This is a genomic window from Bacteroides reticulotermitis JCM 10512, assembly GCF_000517545.1.
Classification (GTDB): Bacteria; Bacteroidota; Bacteroidia; order Bacteroidales; family Bacteroidaceae; genus Bacteroides; species Bacteroides reticulotermitis.
Genome location: NZ_BAIV01000027.1, coordinates 63079 through 86368, shown reverse-complemented (window position 1 = coordinate 86368; position 23290 = coordinate 63079). Strand labels below are relative to the sequence as shown.

General features: G+C 41.5%; 17 protein-coding genes, 2 tRNA genes and 7 pseudogenes. 16 read left to right on the top strand and 10 right to left on the bottom strand.

What is annotated here, in order from left to right:
* Positions 1-363 precede the first annotated feature (363 nt).
* From JCM10512_RS25245 to JCM10512_RS15700, 11 genes and pseudogenes are all read left to right on the top strand, one after another.
* On the top strand, positions 364-609 hold the full coding sequence (locus JCM10512_RS25245; RefSeq protein WP_500778529.1) for a DUF8440 family protein: 246 nt from the start codon (positions 364-366) through the stop codon (positions 607-609).
* 157 nt (positions 610-766) lie between these two features.
* Positions 767-1579, top strand: a complete 813-nt coding sequence (locus tag JCM10512_RS15745) for a MotA/TolQ/ExbB proton channel family protein (protein ID WP_044164618.1) — start codon at positions 767-769, stop codon at positions 1577-1579.
* Positions 1580-1603: 24 nt separating this feature from the next.
* Positions 1604-2208, top strand: a pseudogene (locus tag JCM10512_RS15740) (ExbD/TolR family protein).
* A 12-nt stretch (positions 2209-2220) separates the two neighbouring features.
* Entirely contained in the window at positions 2221-2874 is a 654-nt protein-coding gene (locus tag JCM10512_RS15735; RefSeq protein ID WP_044164616.1) for an ExbD/TolR family protein, read from the top strand.
* A 29-nt stretch (positions 2875-2903) separates the two neighbouring features.
* Positions 2904-3719, top strand: coding sequence for an energy transducer TonB (locus tag JCM10512_RS15730; RefSeq protein ID WP_044164614.1), 816 nt, complete (start codon positions 2904-2906; stop codon positions 3717-3719).
* A 2-nt stretch (positions 3720-3721) separates the two neighbouring features.
* Complete coding sequence (locus JCM10512_RS15725) at positions 3722-4666, top strand: PstS family phosphate ABC transporter substrate-binding protein (protein ID WP_183209448.1); 945 nt, start codon at positions 3722-3724, stop codon at positions 4664-4666.
* A gap of 18 nt (positions 4667-4684) precedes the next feature.
* Positions 4685-6120 (top strand): annotated as a pseudogene (locus tag JCM10512_RS15720) (tetratricopeptide repeat protein).
* 159 nt (positions 6121-6279) lie between these two features.
* Positions 6280-7134: an ABC transporter ATP-binding protein gene (locus JCM10512_RS15715; protein ID WP_044164611.1), complete on the top strand. Its 855-nt coding sequence runs from the start codon at positions 6280-6282 to the stop codon at positions 7132-7134.
* Entirely contained in the window at positions 7131-7952 is an 822-nt protein-coding gene (locus JCM10512_RS15710; RefSeq protein WP_044164609.1) for a hypothetical protein, read from the top strand. The genes JCM10512_RS15715 and JCM10512_RS15710 overlap by 4 nt, the downstream gene beginning before the upstream one ends.
* A gap of 11 nt (positions 7953-7963) precedes the next feature.
* Positions 7964-8332: a GntR family transcriptional regulator gene (locus JCM10512_RS15705; RefSeq protein ID WP_044164607.1), complete on the top strand. Its 369-nt coding sequence runs from the start codon at positions 7964-7966 to the stop codon at positions 8330-8332.
* Positions 8333-8348: 16 nt separating this feature from the next.
* Complete coding sequence (locus tag JCM10512_RS15700; RefSeq protein WP_044164605.1) at positions 8349-9167, top strand: hypothetical protein; 819 nt, start codon at positions 8349-8351, stop codon at positions 9165-9167.
* An 84-nt stretch (positions 9168-9251) separates the two neighbouring features.
* On the opposite strand, the gene JCM10512_RS15695 is transcribed toward JCM10512_RS15700, so the two are convergent.
* The 5 genes and pseudogenes from JCM10512_RS15695 to JCM10512_RS15675 form a co-directional block, all read right to left on the bottom strand.
* Positions 9252-9324: transfer RNA gene (locus JCM10512_RS15695), tRNA-Pro, on the bottom strand.
* A gap of 10 nt (positions 9325-9334) precedes the next feature.
* Positions 9335-9407, bottom strand: a tRNA-Phe gene (locus JCM10512_RS15690).
* Positions 9408-9652: 245 nt separating this feature from the next.
* A complete protein-coding gene (locus tag JCM10512_RS15685; protein WP_044164603.1) occupies positions 9653-10045 on the bottom strand; it encodes an HIT family protein in 393 nt (130 codons plus the stop codon).
* Between the two features lie 51 nt (positions 10046-10096).
* Entirely contained in the window at positions 10097-10561 is a 465-nt protein-coding gene (gene greA, locus JCM10512_RS15680) for a transcription elongation factor GreA (RefSeq protein WP_044164652.1), read from the bottom strand.
* Positions 10562-10745: 184 nt separating this feature from the next.
* Positions 10746-11896: pseudogene (locus JCM10512_RS15675) on the bottom strand (DUF4369 domain-containing protein).
* 196 nt (positions 11897-12092) lie between these two features.
* On the opposite strand from JCM10512_RS15675, the pseudogene pnp reads away from it, so the two are divergent.
* Positions 12093-14218 (top strand): annotated as a pseudogene (gene pnp, locus JCM10512_RS15670) (polyribonucleotide nucleotidyltransferase).
* 228 nt (positions 14219-14446) lie between these two features.
* The gene (locus JCM10512_RS15665; protein ID WP_148298430.1) at positions 14447-15514 is read left to right on the top strand and encodes a hypothetical protein; all 1068 of its coding nucleotides are present in this window, start codon (positions 14447-14449) and stop codon (positions 15512-15514) included.
* Positions 15515-15927: 413 nt separating this feature from the next.
* On the opposite strand, the pseudogene buk reads toward JCM10512_RS15665, so the two are convergent.
* Positions 15928-16991, bottom strand: a pseudogene (gene buk / locus JCM10512_RS15660) (butyrate kinase).
* Between the two features lie 11 nt (positions 16992-17002).
* Positions 17003-17956, bottom strand: coding sequence for a phosphate acyltransferase (locus JCM10512_RS15655; RefSeq protein WP_044164599.1), 954 nt, complete (start codon positions 17954-17956; stop codon positions 17003-17005).
* A 179-nt stretch (positions 17957-18135) separates the two neighbouring features.
* On the opposite strand from JCM10512_RS15655, the pseudogene JCM10512_RS15650 reads away from it, so the two are divergent.
* The 3 genes and pseudogenes from JCM10512_RS15650 to JCM10512_RS15640 all read left to right on the top strand — a co-directional run bounded on the left by JCM10512_RS15650 (position 18136) and on the right by JCM10512_RS15640 (position 20551).
* Positions 18136-19043 (top strand): annotated as a pseudogene (locus JCM10512_RS15650) (S66 peptidase family protein).
* Positions 19044-19114: 71 nt separating this feature from the next.
* Positions 19115-20107, top strand: coding sequence for a M20 family metallopeptidase (locus JCM10512_RS15645; RefSeq protein ID WP_044164597.1), 993 nt, complete (start codon positions 19115-19117; stop codon positions 20105-20107).
* Between the two features lie 12 nt (positions 20108-20119).
* On the top strand, positions 20120-20551 hold the full coding sequence (locus tag JCM10512_RS15640) for a SufE family protein (protein ID WP_044164595.1): 432 nt from the start codon (positions 20120-20122) through the stop codon (positions 20549-20551).
* 303 nt (positions 20552-20854) lie between these two features.
* On the opposite strand, the pseudogene JCM10512_RS15635 reads toward JCM10512_RS15640, so the two are convergent.
* The 3 genes and pseudogenes from JCM10512_RS15635 to JCM10512_RS15625 all read right to left on the bottom strand — a co-directional run bounded on the left by JCM10512_RS15635 (position 20855) and on the right by JCM10512_RS15625 (position 23288).
* A pseudogene (locus JCM10512_RS15635) lies at positions 20855-21663 on the bottom strand (CPBP family intramembrane glutamic endopeptidase).
* A 35-nt stretch (positions 21664-21698) separates the two neighbouring features.
* Complete coding sequence (locus JCM10512_RS15630) at positions 21699-22655, bottom strand: bifunctional riboflavin kinase/FAD synthetase (RefSeq protein ID WP_044164593.1); 957 nt, start codon at positions 22653-22655, stop codon at positions 21699-21701.
* Positions 22656-22670: 15 nt separating this feature from the next.
* Positions 22671-23288 (bottom strand): HAD family hydrolase, encoded by a 618-nt coding sequence (locus tag JCM10512_RS15625; protein ID WP_044164591.1) that lies wholly within the window; start codon positions 23286-23288, stop codon positions 22671-22673.
* Positions 23289-23290: the final 2 nt, after the last annotated feature.

Here is a 23290-nt window from a genome sequence, read left to right as displayed (position 1 = left end):
GTAGATGCTTGGCTAAGTATGTAAAAGTTTTAACTTTTGACAATTTGCTCTGTGAATCCTGCTGTTGAATGATTTTAATATGGTGAGAAAAAATAGACTATTATGAATAAAATCACAAATTATTTTCATAATAGATTGAAATTTTAGATTTAAAAGATGTAAATAACGACAAACAGATACATTAAATTGCTACCTTTGTCCGTGAAATTAAAAATCTTATTATAACTAGAAGAATACAATGAAAGATTTTATGGAATTCATATCAATCCCTATCATATTACTGCTTAGTATGAGTGGTTTATTTATGAGTTTCTTCGCCTATGTTTTTTATTAAAGCGAAAAACGACAGGGAAGAGAAGTGATGTGACTTATGAAGTAAATACTAAATTTGTTCTTAAAAACGCCTCTACTCTATCTACATGCAATGCAGAACCAAATATAAAACTTTTTTTTGATTTACGTGCTTCTCTTGAATTCTTAAAATATGCATTGTGCGTATTGCGAGGAAGAATGTTGGCACGAAAATCTTTTTATTTTAGTGAGTATGCATCTTGTTCCATTATATGCAATGACTATTATGTCTTTGCATTAAGGCGTATTCTTGTTTAGTTGTGGGCTTTTCTCCTTTTTTTTAATTTACTCTTTTGTTTTTTAAAAGAATGCGATTATCTTTAGGGCCTAATCGAGAGGTATGTCTTGTGCACTGTTTTACGAAATAATATTTTCTAAATAACTAAAATTAATTTCTTAACAAAAAAAATTATTTATGGAAACTACTCAAAAAAAAGCTGCCAATAAAGTGGTAGGAATTAAAAATGCGGGTTTGGTTATGATCGGTTGTTTTATACTAGCCCTTTGTATATTCCAATTCCTCTTGGGAAACCCAAGCAATTTTGTGAATAACGACCCTAACAACCACCCATTGGATGGAAACTTGTTAGGTACAATTTACAAAGGTGGATATATCGTTCCTATAATCCAAACTTTATTGCTTACTGTACTAGCATTAAGTGTTGAACGTTATTTTGCTATTCGTTCAGCCTTTGGTAGAGGAGCTTTAGCTAAGTTTGTAGCTAATATCAAAGAGGCTTTGTCTGCTGGTGACTTGAAAAAGGCACATGAAATCTGTGACAAACAACGTGGTTCAGTAGCTAATGTTGTTACTTCTACTTTGGTGAAATATGCCGAAATGGAGAAAAACTCTGAATTAACAAAAGAGCAAAAACTTCTTGCTATTCAGAAAGAGTTGGAAGAAGCAACTGCATTGGAAATGCCAATGATGCAGCAAAACCTTCCGATCATTGCTACTATTACAACTTTAGGTACATTGATGGGTCTTCTGGGTACTGTAATCGGTATGATTCGTTCATTTGCTGCTCTGTCTTCTGGTGGTGGTACTGACTCTTTGGCTCTTTCACAAGGTATTTCTGAAGCTTTGGTTAACACGGCTTTCGGTATCTTGACTGGTGCATTGGCTGTAATTTCTTACAACTATTTCACTAATAAAATTGATAAACTGACTTATAGTCTTGACGAAGTAGGTTTCTCTATTGTACAGACTTTTGCAGCAACTCATTAATTTGCGACTTAAATTCTATTAATTATGGGTAGAGCGCGAATTAAAAAGAAAGATACGTTCATAGATATGACAGCTATGAGTGACGTAACTGTACTATTGCTTACCTTCTTTATGTTGACATCAACGTTCGTAAAGAAAGAGCCGGTGCAAGTTACTACTCCAGCCTCTGTCTCGGAAATTAAGATCCCGGAGACTAATATACTCCAGGTCTTGATTGATCCGTCAGGCAAAGTATTTATGAGCTCGATAAGCGGCAGGATATGCAGGCCGTTTTGGAGAGTATGGGTAATGAGTATGGTATTAAATTTACCCCTGAAGAGGAGAGTAAATTTGTGTTGTCTCCAACTTTCGGAGTACCTATTAGAAGTATGCAACAATTCTTGAATCTCTCGGATGAACAACGAGATAAAGTGTTGCCGAATGAAGGTATTCCTTGCGATAGTACAGACAATCAGTTTAAGTCTTGGGTGCGTAATGCACGCTCTGCTAACGCTGATCTGCGTATTGCTATTAAGGCCGATGCTACAACTCCATACTCAGTGATTAAGAATGTTATGAACTCACTTCAGGACTTGCGGGAAAATCGGTACAATCTGATTACTTCTCTCAAAACTACATCTGAAGAATAAAAAGGAGGAATTATGAGTGCTGAAGTACAAGAAAGCAGTGGCGGAAAAAGAAGTAAGAGTAAGCAGAAAAAAATGAATGTCCGGGTAGACTTTACCCCAATGGTGGACATGAACATGTTGCTTATTACTTTCTTTATGCTTTGTACCACTCTGAGTCAACCTCAGACGATGGAAATAAGCATGCCTAGTAATGAGAAAGATTTAACGAAAGACCAGCTTACCGAGGTAAAGGCTTCTCAAGCATTAACATTGTTGTTAGGCCCTGAGAACAAACTTTACTACTATGAAGGTGAACCGAACTATACGGATTATACTTCATTGAAGGAAACAACTTATGGAGCTGATGGTCTTCGTAACATTCTTTTAAGAAAAAATGCGGCTGCTGTTAACGAAGTGAGAGCTTTGAAACAGCAAAAGTTGGAACTTAAGATAACAGATGCGGATTATAAGAAAAGAGTTACTGAAATAAAGGGAGGAAAAGATACTCCAACTATAATTATTAAGGCTACTGATGATGCTTCTTATAAGAATCTGATTGATGCTCTGGATGAAATGCAGATATGTAATATTGGTAAATATGTGATAACAGATATCGTTGATGCAGATAGATTCTTAATGCAGAATTATGATGCAAAGGGAGCTTTATCACAAGGTTCTACCGAATAATGATGTAACACCTAAAAAAGAAAAGTAAAATGGCAAAATTAGATTTGACTTCTCCCGAATGGTGTGAGCTGATTTTTGAAGGTAAAAATCAAGCCTATGGAGCGTATCGGATGCGTGCTAACTCTGGGAAACGACACAATTGGGCGATGCTTATTGTGGTGATTCTTGCAATTGTTGGTTTTAGTATCCCTACGCTAATCAAATTGGCTACTCCGGAACAGAAAGAGGTTATGACTGAGGTAACTCAATTGTCTAAATTGGAGGCACCAGAGGTTAAGCAAGAAGAGATGAAACGTGTTGAGCCGGTAGCTCCTCCTCCTCCTGCACTTAGAAGCTCTATCAAATTTACAGCTCCTATCATTAAAAAGGATGAGGAAGTAAATGAAGATAGTGAAATCAAGAGTCAGGAAGAATTGACTTCTAGTAAGGTCGCTATCTCTATTGCTGACGTAAAAGGTAATGATGAAGCACATGGTAAGGATATTGCTGACGTAAAGCAGATTGTAACGCAGGCTGAACCAGAAGTTGAAAAGGTTTTCGACATGGTAGAGCAGATGCCTACTTTCCCTGGTGGTCAGTCTGAATTGATGTCTTACCTTGGTAAGAATATCAAATATCCGACTATTGCTCAGGAAAATGGAACACAAGGCCGCGTAATTATTCAATTCGTAGTAGAACGTGATGGTTCTATTAGCGATGTGCATGTTGCGCGTGGCGTTGACCCTTATCTGGATAAAGAAGCTGTGCGTGTGGTTAAAAGCATGCCGAAGTGGATTCCTGGTAAGCAGAACGGTAAAGCCGTACGTGTGAAATTTACAGTACCTGTAATGTTTAAATTACAATAATAATGAAGAAACAATTCTGGTTAATAGGTATGGTCTTTTTGGTACTGGTGACTTCATGTCGCCCGAAACCAAAAGATGGCCGTACAGATACATATTCCTCTGGTGTGGTAGCTATTGCAGCAGATGAGAGCTTTCAGCTTATTGTGCAGGAAGAAATCGATGTATTTGAGGGCATGTACCCATTAGCCGGGATTGTTCCTCGTTATACAACGGAAGTGGAAGCGATCAATTTGCTTTTGAAGGATAGTGTACGACTAGCAATTGCGACTCGTACGTTCACAGAAGCTGAATTGGAATCTTTCCGCAGCCGTAATTTTGCTCCTAGAGAGATAAAGCTTGCGACAGACGGATTGGCGTTGATTGTAAATCGTCAGAATCCAGATTCTCTTATAACTGTTCGTGACTTCCAACGTATTTTAACTGGCGAGGTTTCACAATGGAAAGAAATATATCCGGCATCTCGTTTGAAAAATATTCAAGTAGTATTTGATAATAAGAACTCGAGTACCGTGCGTTTCGCTATCGACTCTGTGTGTGGTGGTAAGCCTTTGGCTACAACTGACGTACATGCTCTGAACACGAATCAGCAGGTTATCGACTACGTAGCAGCAACACCCGACGCGGTTGGGATTATTGGTGTGAATTGGCTGGGTAATCGAAGCGATACTACGAATCTTAGCTTCCGGGATGAAATAAGAGTGATGGCGGTAAGTGCTGATGATGTGGCTACGCCAAGCAACAGTTATAAACCTTATCAAGCTTATTTGTATTATGGAAACTATCCATTAGCTCGCCCAATTTATGCCTTATTGAATGATCCCCGTAATGGGCTCTCTTGGGGATTCACTTTTTTCATGGCATCTGATAAAGGACAACGGGTTATCTTAAAATCTGGTCTTGTACCGGCTACTCAGCCTGTACGCATTGTCCATGTAAAAGACGAATAATACTAAAATTAATAACTAATGAAACGAATTCAAGTGTTTTTGGCCGGGGCATTTATAGCTGTCGGATCACTTTGTGCGCAATCGACCACTGCGGAATGGCAGGCTGGGGTTGCTAAGTTGAAAGAAACTATTCAGAATAATCCGGCTCAAGCTGCTGAAGAAGCATCGCAGCTGATTAAAGGAAAAAATAAAAAAAATGTAGACCTTTTGGTCGCTATTGGTGAAACCTATTTGAAAGCAGGCAAACTAACTGAAGCAGAAGAGTATGCAGCTTTAGGGAAAAAGGCAAATGGAAAATCGGCACTTGTCTCTGTTTTGCAAGGAGATATTGCTGTAGAACAAAAAAATGCAGGTTTAGCTTCTCAAAAATATGAAGAAGCAATCTATTTTGATTCGCGTTGTACCGAGGCTTATCTGAAGTATGCAGATATTTATAAAGCTGCGAACGCCGGACTTGCAATCGAAAAACTAACTCAGTTAAAAGAATTGGAACCGGATAATAAAGCGGTTGATAAGAAGTTAGCGGAGATCTATTATTCTAAAAATGATTTTAGTAAGGCAGCGGAATATTATTCGCATGTTGCCACGGATGCAACAGCTACCGAGGGTGACTTAGTGAAGTATTCGTTTGCTTTGTTCTTGAATCATAACTTTGAAAAGTCACTTGAGGTGGCTAACTTAGGTTTGCAAAAGAATCCTAAGCATGCAGCATTCAATCGTTTGGCGATGTATAATAATACGGACCTGAAACGTTTTGATGAAGCACAGAAAGCTGCGAATCTGTTTTTTAATGAAGCAGACAAGGCAGACTATTCTTATTTGGACTATATGTATTATGGTCACTTGCTCGATGCATTAAAGAAGTATGATGAAGCAGTAGTTCAATATGAAAAAGCGATTGAGCTTGATTCTACGAAAACTGACTTATATCAGAATATTTCGACTGTTTATGAGCAGAAAAACGATTATAAGAAAGCGATTGACGCTTATAAGAAATATATTACCTCTCTGGATAAAGAAAAACAAACTGTTGATTTACAATATCAGCTAGGTCGTCTTTATTATGGAGCAGGTACGCATGCCGATTCTTTGTCGACTACTGATGCTGCTGACCGTAAGCATGCTTTGGTTAAAGCAGACTCTGTATTCGCTGTAGTTGCAGAAGTTAACCCCGATAGCTACGTAGGTAATTTTTGGAGAGCTCGTAGCAACTCGGCACTTGACCCTGAAACAACCGACGGATTGGCTAAACCGTTCTATGAGAAAGTAGCCACTTTACTGGAAGGTAAAAAAGATGCTCGTTATAATTCAGTTTTGATTGAATGTTACAGCTATTTAGGATACTACTATCTGGTGACTGATAAGTTGCCGGAATCTAAAGAATATTGGAATAAAATTCTGGCTATAGACCTGCTAATGCTACTGCTAAAAAAGCATTGGACGGTATCAAATAGTGAATAATTTTAGTTGTTTGTCGTGACAGGAGGAGCGGAGAGTGATCTTAGCTCCTCCTTTTTATTTGCTTTTCTTTGGTGTATCTAAAAGATTTTCTATATTTGCAGTGTGTTAGGATGCTAATACACTATCTTTGTTTAACTATTAATGAATATGCAATGATTGCAGTAGAAAATCTTTCATTTACTTATCGTAGATCCAGGCAGCCTGTGCTCAATGAGTTCTCGCTGTCCTTTCACCCTGGCCGGGTCTATGGATTGCTTGGGAAGAATGGAGCGGGGAAATCAACGCTCCTTTATTTAATGTCAGGACTGCTGACCCCGAAGAATGGGAAGGTATTGTTTCGTGATACGGATGTGCGCCGTCGATTACCAATCACTTTGCAGGACATGTTTCTTGTCCCTGAGGAGTTCGAGTTACCGGCAGTTTCTTTAGTCAGCTATATTGAGTTGAATAGCCCTTTTTATCCGCGTTTCAGCAAGGAAGATATGATAAAGTATCTTCATTACTTTGAGATGGATATAGATGTGAATCTGGGTGCACTCTCTATGGGACAGAAAAAGAAAGTATTCATGAGTTTTGCGCTTGCCACCAACACCTCTTTGCTGCTGATGGATGAGCCTACTAACGGGCTGGATATTCCAGGAAAAAGCCAGTTCCGCAAGTTTATTGCATCCGGTATGACGGACGATAAAACGATTGTGATCTCTACGCATCAGGTTCGTGATATAGATAAGCTTATTGATCATGTATTGATCATGGAAGAGAGTAAGGTGTTGTTAGATGAATCGACCGCTCGCATATGTGAAAAGCTCTTATTTAAGGATAATACTCACGGGGAATTGCTGGAGGAAGCTTTATATGCAATTCCTACTGTTCAGGGTAATTGCTTGTTACTACCAAATGTTGAAGGAGAAGAAACAGAAATCAATTTAGAACTTCTTTTTAACGCTACGCTAGCTACTCCGGAGAGGATTGCACAGTTGTTTCACGATCAAAACAAAGAACTATGATAAAAGACACCTTTTTCAGCTTACCTCGCTTTGTGAATCTTTGCCGTAAGGAAATGGTTGAGAGTTGGAAAACGAATTTACTTCGTATTGTTCTGCTCTATGGATTGATGGCTGTTATAATGCTTTGGAATGGCTATTTTGAGTATAAATGGGATCATTCCAGTTCTAGTGACCCGATGTGGACCTTTCTTTTAGGTCTTTTTGCCTGGTTTCTTTGGGGAGGAGGATGCTTGAGCGCATCGTTTACAATGGAGAAATTGAAAACAAAGACAAGTCGTATTTCTGTATTAATGACGCCGGCCACTCCTTTTGAGAAATTCTTTGCCCGCTGGTTCGTGTTTACTGTTGTTTTCTTGGTTGTTCTCCTTATTACTTATAAAATGGCTGACTACACGCGTGTAGTAGTTTATTCGTTAGCTTATCCGGGGAAGAGTTTCATTACTCCTGTTGATCTATCACATATGGTAGGCGACTCGGATTTCTATACACTGTGTGATAATAATTGGCAGTTCGGTGCATTTGTTACCGGTTATTTCTTTGTTCAATCTTTATTTGTATTGGGTAGCACTATCTGGCCTAAAAACTCATTTCTGAAAACATTTGCAGCCTGTGCACTTATTGTTGTTGTGTATACATCGGTAGGTGCTTTCTTAGGGAAAATGTTTTTTCAAGGTAAGGGTTACTACAATCTTTGGGGCGATTGGACAGAAGAAAATATATTTTGCTTGCTGATCATTGGCTGTACATTGTTCACTATAGTAAATTGGACAATTGCTTATTTTCGTTTCAAGGAATCTGAGATTATTAATCGAATGTAATTTGCTTGCGTATGAATTTTAAAGAAAGTAGAGCTATTTATTTACAGATTGCAGATCGTATTTGTGATGAGATATTGCTGGAGCAATATATGGAGGAAGAACGTATTCCTTCTGTGAGAGAGTATGCGGCTATTGTGGAGGTGAATGCTAATACTGTGATGCGTTCGTTTGATTATTTGCAGTCGCAACAGGTTATTTATAACAAGCGAGGTATTGGGTATTTTGTTGTTTCCGGAGCAAAGGAACTCATTCGTTCGCTGCGTAGAGAGAATTTTCTGGGCGATGAACTTGATTACTTCTTCAGGCAGCTTTATACACTCGGTGTTCCCATAGAAGAAATAGTGAGCATGTATCGAGAGTTTGTAAAAAGGCAAAAATAATAAAAGAAGAAATAGAATGAAACGTACTACATACATATTAATAGGGCTTCTAGCCTCCGGTATAATTGTAATTATGGCCGTTTGTTTTACGGTGCTACTAACGAGCGAGAGACGTAGTGATACATGGAATACCCTGTTGGGAGCTGAGCAGATTGAAAAAGAATTGAGTGGAGTTCATACGTTGAGAATGATCGTTAATCAGGAAAAGAAATCTAAGCGTGTCTATCTGGATGGTATGGTTAGGATTCTACCTTGTTCTGATTCCCAGAAAGAGAAAATCACTTATCCTGAAAGCCCCTATCTGAACGTTGTTCAAAGAAATGATACTTTGTTTATTGAACTCGATCTTGACGCTTATAAACGCAACGAGGAGATCGCAAAAGACCAAACTCCGTATCTCCGTTTAGTTCCTCCTATACGTTTGAATGTAAATCAATTGGTAGCTATCAATACAGAAATGGAAGGAGTCGAGCTTGTGGTAGAAAATATGAAAGCTGATTCATTGGACATATCTTCCAGAAACCAAAAAGTCGTGCTTGATTCATGTCAGCTCCGTTCGTTGAATGCTGCCGGACATGGACTTCGTCTCCATGCGAAGGATAGTAAGATCGGGAACTATTATCTGAACTTAGATGGGGTGTGGGAATGGACCTTTGAAAATACGCAGATAGATACCGAATACCTGACCGGCAAAGGGTCGCATAGTAATGATTTAAAAAGAGGAGAGTGTCGCAGAATGATTTGGACTCCGGCGAGTGAGAAAGCTCATTTGACTGTGACGGTTTATGATAAGGCCGATATGCTTTTAGATACTGTTCCTCGGACTGGTAAGTAATCCGGGAGCGGTGAAAGTAACGGTGTGATTTTATCTAAAAACAAATGGAGTAACAAAATGCTAAGCAATTTGTTACTCCATTTGTCGGAATGAGGTGACTCGAACACCCGACCCCTACGTCCCGAACGTAGTGCGCTACCAACTGCGCCACATTCCGCTCAAAAAAGTGGTGCCACCAGGAATCGAACCGGGGACACAAGGATTTTCAGTCCTTTGCTCTACCAACTGAGCTATGGCACCTTTCTTGTTTGCGGGTGCAAAGATAAATATTTATTTTAAATACTCCAATAACTTGAAGGGAAAAAAGCTTCAAAATGTGATAAAAGGAAGATAATGCATGCGTTGCAACAGATCCACGGTTGGATTGGAAGCGGAAGAGAAGAAGAATGCTTATTGTGAAAATATTTGGAAAGGATTGAGGTGTATTAAAAAAGCATCCCTGTATGACCTCAGGGATGCTTTTGAGCTATATATTGCCAGACAGACTATAAAGAGGAGTGGATAGCCTGTGCTATGGCAGTAAATTCTTCGCTAGAAAGTTTCAACTTCGGATTAGAGAATAGCATATCTGTTTCATTCTGCATAGGGATCAGGTGGATATGAGCGTGAGGGACTTCCAGCCCGATAACTGCTTCACCTACTTTCCGGCAAGGAAAAGCTTTTTGGATGGCGAGAGCTACTTTTTTGGTAAAGACATGCATGGCTGCCAGGTCTTCATCACTTAAGTCGAAAATGTAGTCTATTTCTTGTTTGGGGACAATCAAGGTGTGTCCTTTAACCAAAGGGTTAATATCAAGGAATGCGAAGAACTTATCATTTTCGGCCACCTTGTAGCAGGGGATTTCGCCTGCGATGATTCTGCTGAATATTGTTGCCATAACTTATATAGATAAAAGAAGGCAAGCCCCATACGGAGACCTGCCTTTATTTTAAAATGAAATGTCGATTACTTCTAATGCAATTTTGCCTTGTGGGACTGTGATTTCCGCAATCTCTCCAACCTTCTTGCCAAGTAAACCTTGTGCAATTGGAGTGTTTACTGAAATCTTCCCTTCTTTCAGGTTGGCTTCACTCTCGGATACGATTGTGTAAACCATCTTCATTCCGTTTTTGACATTCTTCATTTTCACCTTGTTCAGGATTTGTACGGAATCTGTTTTGAGCTTAGATTCGTCTATGATTTTTGCATCAGCGATTATTTCTTTCATCCTGCTGATGCGCATTTCCAATAGACCTTGAGCTTCCTTGGCAGCATCATATTCAGCATTCTCAGATAAATCTCCTTTATCCCTTGCTTCGGCTATAGCTGCGGAGATTTTAGGGCGCTCCACTGTTTCCAGTTCTTTCAGTTCCGCCATTAATTTCTTGTAACCTTCTTCTGACATATAAGCCATGATGTTTCCTCCTTTTAATATTTTTAAATGGTCATATAAAACAAAAAAGAATTCCAACATGAGCCATGTTGGAACCCTCTTCTCAATTATTTCTTTTGCAAAGATAGCTTTTTAAGCGATACGTGTCAAGTAAAAAACGATGCTATGTAACATATTTAAATGAAATATGCTAATTAATAACAACTTAGAGCAATGATTTTACCGCCGCTTCTAAATCCTTAATATCCTCTCCACGCATCTTTAATTCATTGTTTCGGTTGATCAAAAAGACCGATGGCATTTGGCGAACATTATATACAGCTACGTTGGATGAATAAATCCCGTTTCCGTCGCGTACGCAGATCCATGGAAGGTTGCCGGCAGATGTTTTCCAGAAGTGTTCGTCGGCATCAAGCGATACTTGATAGATCTCTAAACCTTGAGCAGCATACTTATTATGTAATTCGCGTAGCAGGAGATTATGAGGGGCTCCGGCTGGCGATTGGAATACAGAGAAATCCAACAAAACAACTTTGCCTTTGAGATCGCTCAGTTTGCGTATACTTCCTTTTACGTCGCGCAAGGCTATATCAATGATTCCCGTTTCTACAATCTTTTCTTGAGGGATTTCGAGTGATTGAGTCTGCGGTTTGCGCGTATTCTTCATTCCTTTGATCACAATGTTGTATAGATTCTTGGAACGGGTTGCATGTGGATATGAATTATTGAGGCTGGTAGCTACCGCAGCGAAACACTTCACATCGTCTTTGCTATTGAGAGGATCGAAAATCAAGTAGTTATTCAGTTTTTGGAATAAAGCGAAATAAGCTGCCGCGGTATTGGGGGCTGCGAATATGTAGTTAACCTTCACATCATCTTTATACTTTTGGATTAGGTTCACCAAGCTGTCCTCAAACTGATCATGTCCCACTTTGTTGGAGCGAAGGGCTCCCATTAGCGCATCTGCACTGTTCTGTAGGCGGATTTGTTTCAGAGTCAGCTCTTTGATTTTCTGACTGTTGTCGGAACCTTCTACAGTATAGGCTGTCGAGAAATCGACATAAGGAGCCTTGACTTGGATTGCTTCGGTGGAATCTACAGAGAAGTTGATGACTTTCTCATCGACACGTAAGCGGTAAAATTCGGGTGATTCGGGGCGTGGTTGCTTAAACTTGAAATCACCATCTCCTTTTAACTTAACTGAATCCAACACGGAAATCCCTTCCAGACCGGAGGCTTCAAGATAGAGCATTTTACCATCGGCGCCGGATACATCACCGTTTATTTCGAATGACGGACCAGAGCTACACGCAGTATAGTAAGTGCGGTTAATGCTGCAAAAGTTACCTTTTTCATATAATGTGTGTTATTTTTGGAATTGCAAATATACTCCTTTTCAAGATTAGTCAAAGCATTTTGCCGGCTTCTTCGCCCTTATTTTGAAAAAAATAGGTTAGGGAGTAACTTTTTCGCTCATTTCCACCTATTTACACAGAATTAATGTATATCTTTGCGGGAATTTTGAAAGAAAAGTATAGATAAAACAATTTTTATGATCAACCCAATTGTTAAAACAATCGAGTTACCTGATGGTAGAACCATTACACTCGAGACGGGAAAGTTGGCAAAACAAGCAGATGGTTCTGTGATGCTTCGCATGGGAAATACCATGTTGTTAGCTACAGTTTGTGCCGCTAAAGATGCAGTTCCCGGAACAGATTTCATGCCGTTGCAGGTAGAGTACAAAGAGAAGTATGCGTCGTTTGGACGTTTCCCCGGTGGGTTCACCAAAAGAGAGGGAAGAGCTTCCGACTATGAGATTTTGACTTGTAGACTTGTAGACCGTGCATTACGTCCTTTATTTCCCGATAATTATCACGCAGAGGTATATGTAAATATTGTCCTTTTCTCAGCTGACGGTGTAGATATGCCCGATGCTTTGGCAGGACTTGCTGCTTCGGCTGCGCTTGCTGTTTCAGATATTCCGTTTAATGGCCCAATTTCTGAGGTTCGTGTTGGTCGCGTAGATGGACAATACATCATCAATCCTACGTTCGATCAGCTAGAGAGTGCAGATATGGATATTCTGGTTGCCGCTACTTATGAGAACATCATGATGGTAGAAGGCGAAATGAGTGAAGTGTCTGAAGCTGAATTGCTGGAAGCTATGAAAGTAGCTCACGAAGCAATTAAGATTCATTGTAAAGCACAGATGGAGTTGATGGAAGCGGTTGGCAAAACTGTAAAACGCGAATATTGTCATGAAGTAAATGACGAAGATTTGCGCAAGGCGGTTCGTGAAGCTTGTTACGACAAGGCTTATGCAATTGCTGCTTCCGGCAATAGAAACAAGCACGAACGTCAAGAAGCTTTCGACGCTGTTTGTGAAGAATTCAAGGCTCAGCTTTCTGAAGAAGAATTGGCAGAAAAGGGAGCGTTGATCGGTCATTACTACCATGATGTAGAAAAAGAAGCGATGCGTCGTTGTATCCTTGATGAAGGAAAACGTCTGGATGGTCGCGAAACTACTGAAATACGTCCGATTTGGTGCGAGGTAGATTATTTACCCGGACCTCACGGTTCAGCAGTGTTTACTCGTGGAGAGACACAATCGTTGACTACTGTTACGCTTGGAACGAAGCTTGACGAAAAGATCGTAGACGATGTATTGGTACACGGTAAAGAGCGTTTCTTATTGCACTATAATTTCCCTCCATATTCTACCGGTGAAGCCAAAGCACAGCGTGGCGTTGGTCGTCGTGAAGTAGGTCATGGCCATTTAGCTTGGCGTGCACTTAAAGGACAGATCCCGGCAGGTTATCCGTATGTGATCCGTGTTGTTTCCGATATTCTTGAATCCAACGGTTCTTCTTCTATGCTACTGTATGCGCCGGAACATTGGCGTTGATGGATGCCGGTGTGAAGATCAACAAACCGGTATCGGGAATTGCGATGGGACTTATCAAGAATTCTGGTGAAGACAAATATGCTGTCTTGTCTGATATCTTGGGCGACGAAGACCACCTCGGCGATATGGACTTTAAGGTAACTGGTACGAAAGATGGTATTACTGCTACTCAGATGGATATCAAGGTAGACGGTTTGTCATACGAAATATTGGAACGTGCGTTGAATCAAGCAAAAGAAGGTCGTATGCACATTCTTGGTAAGATCGAAGAAACGATATCCGAGCCACGTGCTGAACTCAAAGAACACGCTCCACGCATTGAAAGAATGACTATACCGAAAGAATTTATTGGTGCAGTGATTGGCCCTGGAGGAAAGATCATTCAAGGTATGCAAGAAGAAACCGGTGCTGTTATTACCATCGAAGAAACTGATGGAGTGGGCCGTATCGAGATTTCCGGAACTAACAAGAAGAGCATTGATGATGCTATACGCATGATTAAAGCAATTGTAGCTGTTCCTGAGCCGGGTGAGATTTATAAAGGTAAAGTACGTTCTATTATGCCTTATGGTGCTTTTGTTGAATTCCTACCTGGTAAGGACGGATTACTTCATATTTCCGAAATAGACTGGAAGCGTCTGGAAAATGTAGAAGAAGCCGGAATCAAGGAAGGTGATGAGATAGAAGTGAAACTGATTGATGTTGATCCGAAAACAGGTAAGTTCAAACTTTCAAGAAAAGTATTACTTCCCAGACCGGAAAAGAACTAATCGATAACTCATCTTTGAGATAAAACCAGAGAGCCTGATCACCTAGTGTGGTCAGGCTCTCTTTTGTTTTTAGCAATGCCCTGTATTATTTGGACACAGTAATCCTCTTTTCCTGTTTTGGGACGATAGCCCTGCTATGCTACAAAGATTCATGGCAAGAAGAAGCATTGGAAATCTCTCAATTGTAACTATCTTTGCCCGATTCACTAATTGAGTATACGTATTATTATGAAAAGACTAAATCAGATTCGAACGATTTTACTTGGAGTTATATATTGCTGTGCCATGACCTCTTTATCAGCCAAAGAGAGAGATATTCAGGCATTGTTGACCACTTTGGAATGTTCTGCAAGCCAAAACTCATCTTATATAGAGTTGGTAGATCATGTCATTGACAATGACGCTCAGACCTCGGTAGTGAGAATGATGGAGCATAGCCTGTTTCGAGATCTTAATTTATATATGGAATTACATTTGAATTGGCGGGAAGGGCAGATCGTTTCGGGTGTTATGAAAAAGAAGTTGAATGAATCAAAACTTATTATTACCTATCAGAAGGGGCTACTTAACTCTGTGATTGTGCCAGGATCGTCATTTGGTAAACGTATGCTCGAGTATAACGATAAAGAACAAGTCGTGAAGGTGGTGCAGGTAGAAAAGCCTGGTAGCGAAACAGAACGATTCTATGAAATTAAATACAATGAGGCCTACCAGATTAGTCAGATTCTATCTGTGCTAAGCCATCCCCAGAAGAAAAAAAGAGCTTTGTTTTCCGATAAGACATTTTATCGGAATGGGAATGAGTGTAAAACAGATCTAACGATGTATAGCGGTATAGAGACGCGTAAGTTTAAACAAAAGGTTTATAAGGTTGAGAAGGGAAGTTTCCAAGTGATTTTTGCGGATCGGAAATATATCACCACTGTGGAGAGAGATAAAAAAGAGTCGTGGACAACAGAAGCGACCTACAACGAACGGAACCAGAAGGTGCGCTTGATTGATACCAACAAGAACTCACAGCGGACGGCCTTGAATGTTATAGATAACGAATACGCAGAAGATTTGCTTATCAAGTCAACGACCCAAACGTATGTAAACGATGCGTTTGTAACTAATTGGGTTCAGCTATTTTATAAGCCGGATGCTTCGTCTCATAAATATATACCCTTGGATAAAGACGATATTTGTACGCAAGGATACTCGGAAGACGGTGAACTTATTCATGAAATGACTAGTAGTAAGCTCCGGGCTAAGAAAGACGGAGTTTGGGGAGCATGGACTTATAGGCGTGCATAGCTTGGTCTTGATAGAGGTTTTTCCCTTTTTGGGGGATGAGTCTGGTAGATGTGGAATGCGAAAAGAGAGTTTAACAGAATCTCGGAAGAACTTCAGAGACGCGATTGGCTTTTAATGTAGGGAGATCAATAGAAAAAAGAATCGGAAAGTACCCCCATACTTCCCGATTCGAAACAGTCAAAAATCGACCTTAATCAATTTATTAACTTAACACGAGGGCAAAGATATGAGAAAATTTTCTTTGAAAGCAAGTTTTGTTCCAAAAGTTTAAGGAATTAGCAAAAAATGCTTACCATTGGGCGGAATTTACACCCAATCCCGATGCACGATGTTTAAAAAGAGCATAGAATGCGGTCGTATTTGTACGAGCAACGCCGCATTGCCCGAAATCCAGTTGAAGCAAGCACCCGGTGTTAAGTATAAATCTGAATCGGTAACTCCCCTTTCAAGGCTCCTAAGGCATTAAAGGCCAACGAATCCATTTCCTCTTCGCCGGGATAAACGTGAATGGGAGCCAGAAACGAAATCCGCTTCTTCAACCGCGAGACAACATAGTCTGAGTAAGCGATGCCGCCGGTTAGTAAAATAGCGTCTATTTTGCCATATAGGGCGACTGATGTTGCTGCAATAGTTTTGGCTACATTATAAATCATACTGTCCAGTACTAGTTCGGCTTTTTTGTCACCTTCTTCAATGGAGCGGATGATCGCCGGAACGTTAGTCGTTCCCAAGTGAGCAGCCAGTCCGGCATGACCGGAGATACGTTTCTTCAACTCATCCCGCGTAAACTTGCCGCTGAAACATAAGTCAATAAGTGCACCGGCAGGTAATGTGCCGGCACGTTCGGGTGAAAACGGTCCATCCCCGTTTAGTGCGTTATTAGCTTCAATCGCTTTGCCGTGATGATGTGCAGCGACGGAAATACCACCCCCAAGATGGCAAATGATTAAATCCAAATCCTCGTATCTTGTACCCTGTTCCCTGGCATAGTGGCGGGCAATTGCTTTTTGATTCAAGCATGCCAGATTGTTATACGCGGCATTAAAGGAGAGCCGGTGATACGGGCAACGTCATCTAACTCATCGACTACTCCGGGATCGGCAATGAACGCACGGCATCCGGGGAGTTGAGAAGCTAGATTGTGGGCGATTAGTCCCCCCAAGTTACATGCATGTGTATGCATAGCATGCGTAGTCGTATCCTGTATCATCGCTTCATTAACTTCATATACTCCCCCGGAAACAGGTTTAAGCAACCCACCGCGTCCGACGACCGCATCGAATGCAAAAGGGATTCCGTTGGTTTCTAGTTCTCGGAGTACAAGGTTCTTGCGAAATTCAAATTCGTCTAAGACCTGAGGAAAGACAGACAATTCTTCTACACTATGCTGGATGTTACACATCAGCAATGGGAGCATATCTTCGTAAACAGCTATTTTGGTAGATGTTGAGCCGGGATTGATAACTAGTATTTTCACATTACTGGAGTTTAGGATAAATGTTCTTGGTAAACTTTCTCTCTGCATTTGCAATCTTCCGATACCTGAAGGCATGCCATGGCTATGCTGTAGTATTTGGAAAGACCGCTATCACTTCGGGAGGGGAGAACTACGGGGCAGATAGGGCCTTGCAGTGTACCCGCCATTTCGGCTTCAGCGAACAGAGAGACCGATTTATAAAATGTATTGGCCGATTCGATATTCGGGAAAATCAGCACGTCCGCTTGCCCATTGATAGGCGAAGCAATTCCTTTGATATCTCCACTAGCTTGTTCGCAGGAGGTACGTACATCCAGAGGACCATCGATGATCACATTGCCAAATTCCCCCGCTTCGGCTAGTTCCACAATATTCACATAATCCAGCGAGTGTGGAAACTTGGCGCTAACCTTTTCCGTGCAATGAATTAAAGCGATACGAGGTTGTTCAATGCCGAAATGCCGACACGTACAGATGGCGTACCATATCATTTCGATGCGCTGTTGTAAAGTGGGACGCGGAATTACGGCCGCATCTGAGAAAAATAGCAATTTGTGATAGGATGGAATCTCCATTACCGCCAAGTGAGTCAGAATTTTCCCTTTGGGGAGCAAGCCTTTTTCTTTGTCGAGAATGGCATGTAGCAGATTATCCGTATTAATAATACCTTTCATCAGGATGTCGGCTCCTCCTTCGCGTACGATGCGTACGGCTTCGCGTGCTGCTTCGTCCGGGTTTTCAATATGAATGATCTTCACATGCTCCGGGTATTGTTTGAGAATCGGGTAATTTTCAAGAATGGTCGAATCACCTATCATCAGGAACTCCGCGAACCCCTCTTCCAAAGCACGCCCTATGGCATATTCGGTGTTAGGGTCATTGGCACAGACTACGGCAATCCGTTTCCTGTGGTTTAACGTCTTCAGATGGGTTATTAGTTGGGCAAAGTTCAGTATAGGTTCCATAACGTTAGGTTTTTAGCAAATATCCGAAAAAATATCGAGATTATGATGGATAACCAGCAGAAAATATACTGTATGTATAACATTATGCTATATTTAATTTGTTTCCGCAGATCGTAGTGTTGGGAACAATTTTTCCTGTATTTTTGCAGTTGATTTATAGAGCTTAAAATAAAGTAAGTATGGATATTCTATTTCCACCTTATTTGGAAGAAGGTGATAAAGTGGCTATTATCTCCCCGTCGGCAAAATTGATAAAGCTTTTTTGAAAGGTGCGAAGAAACGGCTAGAGTCGTGGGGTTTGAAGGTCGTATTGGGAAAATATGTCTCCGGATCTTCCGGACGTTATGCCGGTACGATTAAACAGCGCTTGAGCGATTTGCAACATGCGATGGATGACGAACAAGTGAAAGCGATCTTTTGTAGTCGCGGTGGCTATGGCGTGATACACCTGATTGACAAGATAGACTTTACTGCCTTTAGCAAACACCCCAAGTGGCTGATGGGATTCAGTGATATTACCGCTTTGCACAATTTATTTCAAATGCATGGATACGCCTCCCTTCATTCGCTGATGGCTCGTCATTTGACGGTAGAGCCTGGGGATGACCCCGGTTCGCTCTATCTGCGGGATATGCTGTTTGGCCGGCTTCCGGTTTATACCTGTGAAAAACATAAATTGAATCATCTGGGAACTGCTAGCGGAACGTTGCGAGGCGGCAATCTGGCTGTAGCGTACGGGTTGCGTGGTACTCCGTATGACATCCCTGCCGAAGGGACCATTCTATTTATCGAAGATGTAAGCGAGCGTCCTCATGCGATAGAACGAATGCTTTACAACTTGAAATTGGGTGGTGTACTCGAGAAACTTTCGGGACTTATTATCGGTCAGTTTACCGAGTATGAGGAAGATTGCTCTTTGGGCAAAGAACTCTATGAAGCGTTGGCCGACCTGCTTGCGGAGTATAAATATCCCATTTGTTACAACTTCCCGGTGGGGCATGTCACAGAGAATCTACCGTTAATTAATGGAGCAAAAGTCGAATTGTCTGTAAGTAAAGATAATGTAGAACTTCGTTTTATTTGTTAATAAACCATTTAAAGCGGTCTATGCTGTAGTGAAAATGATTAATTTTGAAGTCTTGATATAAAAAAGTTGCAATGAAAAAGAACACTATGATGATGTTAGGCGCATTCCTTCTGTTTCTCACGATCTCCTGTGGAAGCAATAAAAAGGCAAGCGAAACAAGTGAACAAACGGAGTCGGCAAGCGTAAATGTACCGCAATTTGATGCCGATAGTGCTTATTTATATATACAAAAGCAAGTTGATTTCGGTCCGCGTGTGCCGAATACCAAAGAGCACGTTGCTTGCGGAAACTATCTGGCGCAGCAATTAGAAGCGTTCGGAGCAGTGGTAAGCAGTCAGTATGCCGATTTGGTTGCTTATGACGGTACCCTGCTGAAGTCCCGGAACATTATCGGCTCTTTCAAACCAGATAATAAGAAACGCTTGGCGTTGTTTGCGCACTGGGATACTCGTCCCTGGGCTGACAATGATCCGGATGAGAAGAACCACCGGGTTCCTGTACTCGGGGCGAATGACGGAGCGAGTGGGGTTGGCGTATTGCTTGAAATCGCTCGCCTGATCCAACAGCAACAACCCGAACTCGGCATTGATATCATACTGTTCGATGCTGAGGACTACGGAACGCCTCAGTTCTACACCGGGAAGCATACGGAAGAGTCCTGGTGTTTAGGTTCGCAATATTGGTCACGCAATCCGCACGTGCAAGGGTATAATGCCCGTTTCGGAATCTTACTCGATATGGTAGGCGGACAGAACTCTACATTTGCCAAAGAGGGGTACTCGGAGGAGTTTGCCCCGGATATAAATAAAAAAGTGTGGAAAGCGGCAAAGAAGTTAGGCTATGGTAATATCTTTCAGGACGAACGTGGGGGACGTGTTACAGACGATCACCTGTTCATCAATCGGATAGCCCGTATTAAAACTATTGATATCATTCCGTTTGAACCGGAGGGAGACTTTACCCCGACCTGGCATACAATCCATGATGATATGGAACATATTGATAAGAATACACTGAAAGCTGTCGGACAGACAGTGATGGAAGTGATTTATAACGAAAAATAAATAATGAGTAGAATGTCAATCAACGAATTACAAGACGAAGTGATTGCCGAATTCAGCGACTTCGACGATTGGATGGATCGGTACCAGTTACTTATCGACCTAGGTAATGAGCAGGAACCGCTCGAAGAAAAATATAAAACCGAACAAAACCTCATTGAAGGTTGCCAAAGCCGCGTATGGCTTCAGGCCGACGATGTGGATGGAACTATTGTTTTTAAGGCGGAAAGCGACGCGCTTATTGTGAAAGGAATTATCGCCTTACTTATTAAGGTGCTTTCAGGACACACACCTGATGATATACTGAATACCGAACTTTACTTTATAGATCGCATCGGATTAAAAGAACATTTATCACCGACTCGTAGCAATGGATTGCTTTCGATGGTGAAGCAGATTCGGATGTACGCACTGGCATTTAAGGCCAAAGAAGGAAAGGCCAAATAAGCGGATCAATATTAATAATGATAGCCCAACCATCTCAAATGAGTATGGTTGGGCTATTTTTTTTGCGGAATATCGAATGCTTTAGCTAGTGCCACCGTAATGGCACAACCGTTACCACTACTTGGCACGCTGGCTATTAATACTTGTTTTGCTAGGTGTTAATACGTATCACGCTGGCTATTCATATCTGTCGCAATGGCTATTGTTACCTGACCCGACAGCTTTCGGTACTCAATGCAACGGAGAGCGTATCCTTCTGCTTTGAGTAACAGTCGATGTGGTTCGAAGTAATAAGGACTTTCTCTACGCCTCTTGCTCTTCTTGATAAGTTTTCGCAGTCCGGCGCATGTGCAAAATCGAACTAAGTAAAATCAATGAAGCTACCACGATAGAGCCGAGATAGAAGAGAAAACTATTATTCGAAATCTGCGCGAATAAATCGTCTATGTACTTAAACTCCGGGTATTGGATGTTTGTATACACTGAGAAAGAATTATTGACTACATGCATCACAATACAGGGAATGAGGCTGCGCGTTTTGTAATAAGTCCATGCGAATAACAGGCCAATGAGGAAGGCCGGGATTATTTGCGCGGGGTTCAAATGGAAGATCCCGAAGACTAATGCGGAAAATAGGATGGCTTTTCCCGGACTGTATCGTTCCAATAAGACTTTGGTGATAGCACCGCGGAACAGTATCTCTTCAAACACGGGACCAACGAGGGCAATAGTCACAATACCCACCCAACCGGATTGTAGGAAGTCGAATGTTTGTTCCAGCAAGTCCGGGATCCACTTCAGGTACGATAACAATACGGTTACCAGAAATCCGCTGGATAATATAGCCAGAATGCTGTAAAATAAGTGAGCGACTGATACGGGCGACCATGTTGCTTTTTGTTTGCCGATGTAGCCCGCTTTCCAAAGATATATCCCCATCATGAGTTGTCCCGCCAATAGGAGGGAAGTAGAACCATCTGCATTAGAATGACTCGGTCCAGATTGCCAGTTGTAGCGAGTACATAGATTACCGCCGGAATCAACATCAAGATCGGAGCGATAATTTGTGAAATGAGTAAATAGATCAATAACAGTTTAATGACAGTTCTCATATTTATTTCGTTGAATGGTTGATGAACCGATCTACTTACTTGAGGCGGGAGCGTAATATCTGCTCCGTTTCTGCCGCATCCTTATGTAGTTGGTCGATCAACCCGTTTATAGAATCAAATTTCAGTTCCGGACGTGTGTATTTGACAAACGTCAGCCGGATATGTTTATTGTACAAGTCTCCTTCAAAATGGAGAATATTTACTTCAATGGTTCGGTTCGAACCGTTATTTAAAGTTGGTCGCAGGCCTATACTCAGCATTCCCATGTGCGTCTTCCCATCTACACTTACCCATACGGCGTATACTCCGTCGGCCGGAATTAGCTTTTCGGGATTGTCCACCTGTAGGTTAGCGGTGGGGAAACCGATTTTACGGCCTACCTGATAGCCTCCTACAACCTCCCCGTTGAGAAAATACTCATACCCCAGACAGCGCGCTGCTTCCTCTACCTCTCCGTTGAGGATAAGTTTGCGGATCAACGACGAACTGATTGGGTGCTCTTCGGTAGCTTGTTTATCAAGCTGCTCCATGCAGGCACGCGCTTGTATTACCTCTATACCGATCTGTTTGCCATAACGTACATAATCGTCAAAGCCTTCGCTACGATTGTGTCCAAACCGATGGTCATATCCTATGACCAGGCAGCTTACGTTGTAACGTTCTTTTAGAATGTGTAGCATAAACTCCCGGGCTGTCAGCTTTGAAGTAGCCGGTGTAAAGTCGAGCATAAAGCAAGAATCGACCCCAGTAGAATCTAACAGTTGGATTTTTTCTTCGGGCGTAGTCAGCAGTTCCGGACGGAAATCTGCATTCATCACCTTGCGGGGATGAACCAGGAAGGTGATCAGTGCAGATCGCAGGCCTTTGGCTTCCGCTATTTCTTTCACCTGCCGGATCAGATAGCGATGCCCCTCATGCACGCCATCGAAGAAACCGATAGTCGCTACACTTGCTTCGGGTACAATGCCCGTCGTATGATCTATAATCTGCATGTATCTATTAATTGTTTATTTAAACAGATGGCTCCAGTCTTCTCCGGCTTTGGGCGTATACGTGGTAAATCCCATTTGTTGCGCGGTTTGGCAATTGAGTTCCGAGTCATCTATGAATAAAGTCTCTTCCGCTTCAATACCCGCATCCTCGAGTACGGCAGTGAATATGGCCGGATCGGGTTTAACCAACTTCATCTCGTACGAGAGGTAGATCTTCTCGAAATAATTCTCGACGTTGAAAGTCTGGTAAGGGAAAACGTTTTGAAGCGACCATTTCCAATGAATTTCATTGGTGTTGCTAAGTAGGTAAACCGTGTATTTCTCCCGAAGTTGCATCAGTAGATCCAGTTTATAAGAAGGGATATCCAATAGGAAACTATTCCAGGCAATGTTTATTTGCTCGTCGGTGACCTGTTTGGACAACATCCTCCGGATTTGGTCGCAGAACTCTGCCGAAGAGATTTCTCCTTTCTCCAACTGCAAGAAAAACGCCTGCTGATGATATACATTCAACAACTCTTCGATCTCAGGCATACCCAGTTTCTTGAACTGATCGATGCAACGTTGGCGGTCGAGATCGATGAGCACGCCGCCAAAGTCAAAAAGAAGATTCTTTATTTTTTTATCCGTCATTC

Bases quoted from the DNA above. Each gene is read 5' to 3' on its own strand.
- JCM10512_RS15745 (WP_044164618.1), top strand. From the start codon at position 767: ATGGAAACTACTCAAAAAAAAGCTGCCAATAAAGTGGTAGGAATTAAA.
- JCM10512_RS15735 (WP_044164616.1), top strand. From the start codon at position 2,221: ATGAGTGCTGAAGTACAAGAAAGCAGTGGCGGAAAAAGAAGTAAGAGT.
- JCM10512_RS15730 (WP_044164614.1), top strand. From the start codon at position 2,904: ATGGCAAAATTAGATTTGACTTCTCCCGAATGGTGTGAGCTGATTTTT.
- JCM10512_RS15725 (WP_183209448.1), top strand. From the start codon at position 3,722: ATGAAGAAACAATTCTGGTTAATAGGTATGGTCTTTTTGGTACTGGTG.
- JCM10512_RS15715 (WP_044164611.1), top strand. From the start codon at position 6,280: ATGATTGCAGTAGAAAATCTTTCATTTACTTATCGTAGATCCAGGCAG.
- JCM10512_RS15710 (WP_044164609.1), top strand. From the start codon at position 7,131: ATGATAAAAGACACCTTTTTCAGCTTACCTCGCTTTGTGAATCTTTGC.
- JCM10512_RS15705 (WP_044164607.1), top strand. From the start codon at position 7,964: ATGAATTTTAAAGAAAGTAGAGCTATTTATTTACAGATTGCAGATCGT.
- JCM10512_RS15700 (WP_044164605.1), top strand. From the start codon at position 8,349: ATGAAACGTACTACATACATATTAATAGGGCTTCTAGCCTCCGGTATA.
- JCM10512_RS15685 (WP_044164603.1), bottom strand. From the start codon at position 10,045: ATGGCAACAATATTCAGCAGAATCATCGCAGGCGAAATCCCCTGCTAC.
- greA (WP_044164652.1), bottom strand. From the start codon at position 10,561: ATGGCTTATATGTCAGAAGAAGGTTACAAGAAATTAATGGCGGAACTG.
- JCM10512_RS15665 (WP_148298430.1), top strand. From the start codon at position 14,447: ATGAAAAGACTAAATCAGATTCGAACGATTTTACTTGGAGTTATATAT.
- JCM10512_RS15655 (WP_044164599.1), bottom strand. From the start codon at position 17,956: ATGGAACCTATACTGAACTTTGCCCAACTAATAACCCATCTGAAGACG.
- JCM10512_RS15645 (WP_044164597.1), top strand. From the start codon at position 19,115: ATGAAAAAGAACACTATGATGATGTTAGGCGCATTCCTTCTGTTTCTC.
- JCM10512_RS15640 (WP_044164595.1), top strand. From the start codon at position 20,120: ATGTCAATCAACGAATTACAAGACGAAGTGATTGCCGAATTCAGCGAC.
- JCM10512_RS15630 (WP_044164593.1), bottom strand. From the start codon at position 22,655: ATGCAGATTATAGATCATACGACGGGCATTGTACCCGAAGCAAGTGTA.
- JCM10512_RS15625 (WP_044164591.1), bottom strand. From the start codon at position 23,288: ATGACGGATAAAAAAATAAAGAATCTTCTTTTTGACTTTGGCGGCGTG.